This is a genomic window from Sinomonas sp. G460-2, assembly GCF_047759905.1.
Lineage (GTDB): Bacteria > Actinomycetota > Actinomycetes > Actinomycetales > Micrococcaceae > Sinomonas.
The window spans coordinates 1-3,229 of sequence record NZ_JBKZWT010000372.1; the positions used below are offsets into that span (position 1 = coordinate 1).

The window sequence follows — 3,229 nt, forward strand, 5'->3', positions numbered from 1 at the left end:
GGCTGGAGGCGGCCCGAATCGTCCCGCTCGACGAGCGAGTGGTCCTCGAGGGTGCGGATGATTCGGTACGCGATCGAACGGTGCAGCCCGAGCGACTCGGCGACCTCGGCGATCGTGAGCGGCGTGCGTGAGTCGGCCAGGATCTCGAGGGCCCGGAGGCCGCGGGAGAGCGTCTGGGAATGGGCCGCCGTCTCCGGTGTCCGCGGCATGCGCTGCTCCTTCCATCGCCGGGTGGCCGGCGAACGTCATAGGCTCTTGTGGGGGAGGGGAACGGTCCCCTACAGTGAGAATGTTCGATATTGGGACATTGTGTTCTATTATAGAACGCTTGTCTGAATTGACCAACACTGTCTGAATCGGAGACGCCTTCCGGCCGGACAGGGTGCCCCCAAAGGAGGTAGCGGCCATGATCGCGCAGCCAGCAGTCCCTGGACGGCACGGCAAGACAAGCCGCCCCCGCGCGCTCCATTTCCGCGGCAGCCTGGGGCGCTTCGCGACGGGTGTGGCGATCGTGACGTTCGACGGCGTCAGCAAGCGGCACGGCATCACCGTCAATTCCTTCACGTCGGTCTCGCTCGAGCCGCCGCTCGTCCTCGTCAGCATCGCGCGCAACACGAGAGCACACGACGAGCTCGCCGGGCGCCCCTTCACCGTCAACATCCTCGGTGCCGAGCAGCAGGCCCTGGCTCTGCACTTCGCGGGCCGGCCGGGCGTCGAACCCGAGTGGGTCGAGGGGCCCGTGGCCCCTCGCCTGAGCCGCGTCCTCGCCTATTTCGAGTGCACGCCGTGGGCGGCGTACGACGGCGGCGACCACACCTTGTACTTGGGCGAGGTGGTCGACTTCAATTACCGCTCCGGGGACGCCCTCGCGTTCGCGAGCGGGCGCTTCACGACCATTCCCGAGAGCCAGCTCGGCGTCGAAGACCTGCTCTGACGGGCCGGCACCCACCCTCACCCACCACCCACCCTCACCCACCACCCACCCTCACTGGAGAGACATCATGGGTATCCGGACCGGTCAGCAGTTCCTCGACAAGCTCAACGCGATGCACCCCCACCTCGTGATCGACGGGGAGATCGTCTCGGAGAACCTCACCGAGCACCCGTCCTTCCGCGGCCTCGCGCTCACGTACGCGAAGCTCTTCGACCTCCAGCACGACCCCGAGTTCCGGGACAAGCTCACGTATCCGTCGCCGACCACTGGGGATCCCGTCAACGCCGCTTTCCTCATGCCGCGCACCAAGGAGGATCTCGTCAGGCGCCGCGAGGCCATGTCGGTGTGGGCCACGTACTCGAACGGCTTCCTGGGCCGCACGGGCGATTACCTCAACTCGGCGCTCACGGCCCTCGGCGCGGCCAAGAAGTTCTTCGCCCAGGCCGATCCGGCCTACGGCGAGAGGATCGAGGCGTACTACAAGTTCGCGCGGGAGAACGATCTCCTCGCGACCCACACGCTCATCCCGCCGCAGGCCAACCGCTCCGTCTCGGGCTCCGAGCAGCTCGGCGGCCAGCTCGCGGCGCGCGTCGTCGAAGAGCGGCCCGACGGCGTCGTGATCCACGGCGCGCGCATGCTCGCGACCATCGCGCCGATCGCGGACGAGCTCCTCGTGTTCCCGTCGACGCTCCTGCGGGCCACGCCGGAGGACGCGCCGTATTCGTTCGCGGTCGCGATCCCCAACGACGCCCCGGGCCTTCACTACCTGTGCCGCACCGGGCTGTACCACGGCGGAAGCCATCACGACGAGCCGCTCGCGAGCCGCTTCGAGGAGATCGACGCGGTCGTCGTCTTCGACAACGTCTTCGTCCCGAACGAGCGCATCTTCATGCTCGGCCACCCTGAACTCTGCAACCAGTGGTACTCCGAGACGGGCGCCGCCGCCCTCATGACGCATCAGGTCGTGACCCGCACGCTCGCGAAGAGCGAGTTCTTCCTGGGCCTCGCGTCGGAGGTCGCGGCGATGATCGGCATCGACGGCTTCCAGCACATTCAGGAGGACCTCGCGGAGCTCATCCGCAACGTCGAGATCGGCAAGGCGTTCATCGTCGCCGCCGAGGCGCAGGCCGAGCTCAACGACGACGGCGTCATGCTCCCGCACTGGCCCACGCTCAACGCGGCGCGCAACTGGTACCCGAAGGTCTCCCAGCGCTACCCCGAGATCATCCGGAAGTTCTGCGCGTCGGGCCTCATGGGGCTTCCGGGCGAGGCCGATCTCGACGTGGCCCGCGACGACATCGAGATGTACCTTCAGGGCAAGTCGCTCACGGGCCCCGAGCGGATCCGGCTGTTCAAGCTCGCCTATGATGCCTCGGTCACGGGCTTCGCGGGCCGCCAGGCGCTCTACGAGTACTTCTTCTTCGGCGATCCCGTCCGCATGGCCGGCGCCCTCGTGAACAGCTACGACCGCGATCCGCTGCGGGCCCGCGTGCGCGAATTCCTGCACCGCGAGGACTGAGCCAGCCAAACAGACGACGGCGACCCTCCCCGCGCGGGAAGGGTCGCCGTCGTCTGTTGTTGCTCAGGTGCGCGTTGGCTCAGGCCTGCTGCAGGGGACTCTTGGGCGCCGAGCTCGCGTCCTTGAGCGCACGGCCGCGCACGTTCGAGATGTGCTCGAGCATGGCCTCGCGGGCGCGCAGGGGGCTGCCCGCCTCGAACGCCTCGAGGATCCGGGTGTGCTCCGCGATCGCGTGCTCGGCGTCGGTCACGCCGAGGTCGCCGAAGAACCGGAAGCGCTGTACCTGCCCGCCAAGCGCGTTGTACGCGTTGAGCAGGAAGCGGTTGTGCGCGTGCTCGGCGATGAGGCGGTGGAAGCGCTCGTCGGCCTCCCAGTACGCGCCGTACTCCGCGAACGTCGGGCCGGTCGGGGCGCCGCGGAGATCGTCGACGGCCCGCTGGAGGTCGGCGCGCAGTTCCGGGGTGACGTGCGCACACGCGCTCTCGGTCATCGTCGGCTCGATCACGGCGCGCGCCTCCATGAGCTCGCCGAGCTCCTCGGCCGTGAAAAGTGGCGCGACGCGATATCCCTTGAGAGCTTCGCGGCGCACGAGGCCGGTCGCCTCGAGCCGGGCGAGCGCCTCGCGGATGGGGGTCTGCGAGACCTCGAGTTCGGCTGCCATGCGGTCGATTCCGATGCCCGAGCCCGGCTCGAGCCGCCCGTCCATGAGCGAGGCGAGGAGCTCCTGGTAGACGTAGTCGGCCAAGAGCTGACGGTTGGCTGGCCGGCGGCCACCG

4 protein-coding genes are annotated in these 3,229 nt (G+C 68.5%); 2 read left to right on the plus strand and 2 right to left on the minus strand.

The genetic code is table 11. The annotated features are described in order from the left end of the window. Positions 1–209 (minus strand): helix-turn-helix domain-containing protein (locus ACLN58_RS19965; RefSeq protein WP_415856979.1); only part of this gene is annotated, 209 nt, incomplete at its 3' end. Positions 210–406: 197 nt separating this feature from the next. Between ACLN58_RS19965 and ACLN58_RS19970 the strand changes: the two genes are divergently transcribed. Continuing rightward, positions 407–934 carry a flavin reductase family protein gene (locus tag ACLN58_RS19970; protein WP_415856980.1) on the plus strand — a complete coding sequence of 176 codons (528 nt, stop codon included), beginning with the start codon at positions 407–409 and terminating at the stop codon, positions 932–934. A gap of 67 nt (positions 935–1,001) precedes the next feature. Continuing rightward, positions 1,002–2,453: a 4-hydroxyphenylacetate 3-monooxygenase, oxygenase component gene (gene hpaB, locus ACLN58_RS19975; RefSeq protein ID WP_415856981.1), complete on the plus strand. Its 1,452-nt coding sequence runs from the start codon at positions 1,002–1,004 to the stop codon at positions 2,451–2,453. Positions 2,454–2,532: 79 nt separating this feature from the next. Here the strand turns inward: hpaB and ACLN58_RS19980 are convergent. Continuing rightward, the coding region (locus ACLN58_RS19980; protein WP_415856982.1) for a GntR family transcriptional regulator at positions 2,533–3,229 on the minus strand (697 nt) is incomplete at its 5' end.

Bases quoted from the DNA above. Each gene is read 5' to 3' on its own strand.
- ACLN58_RS19970 (WP_415856980.1), top strand. From the start codon at position 407: ATGATCGCGCAGCCAGCAGTCCCTGGACGGCACGGCAAGACAAGCCGC.
- hpaB (WP_415856981.1), top strand. From the start codon at position 1,002: ATGGGTATCCGGACCGGTCAGCAGTTCCTCGACAAGCTCAACGCGATG.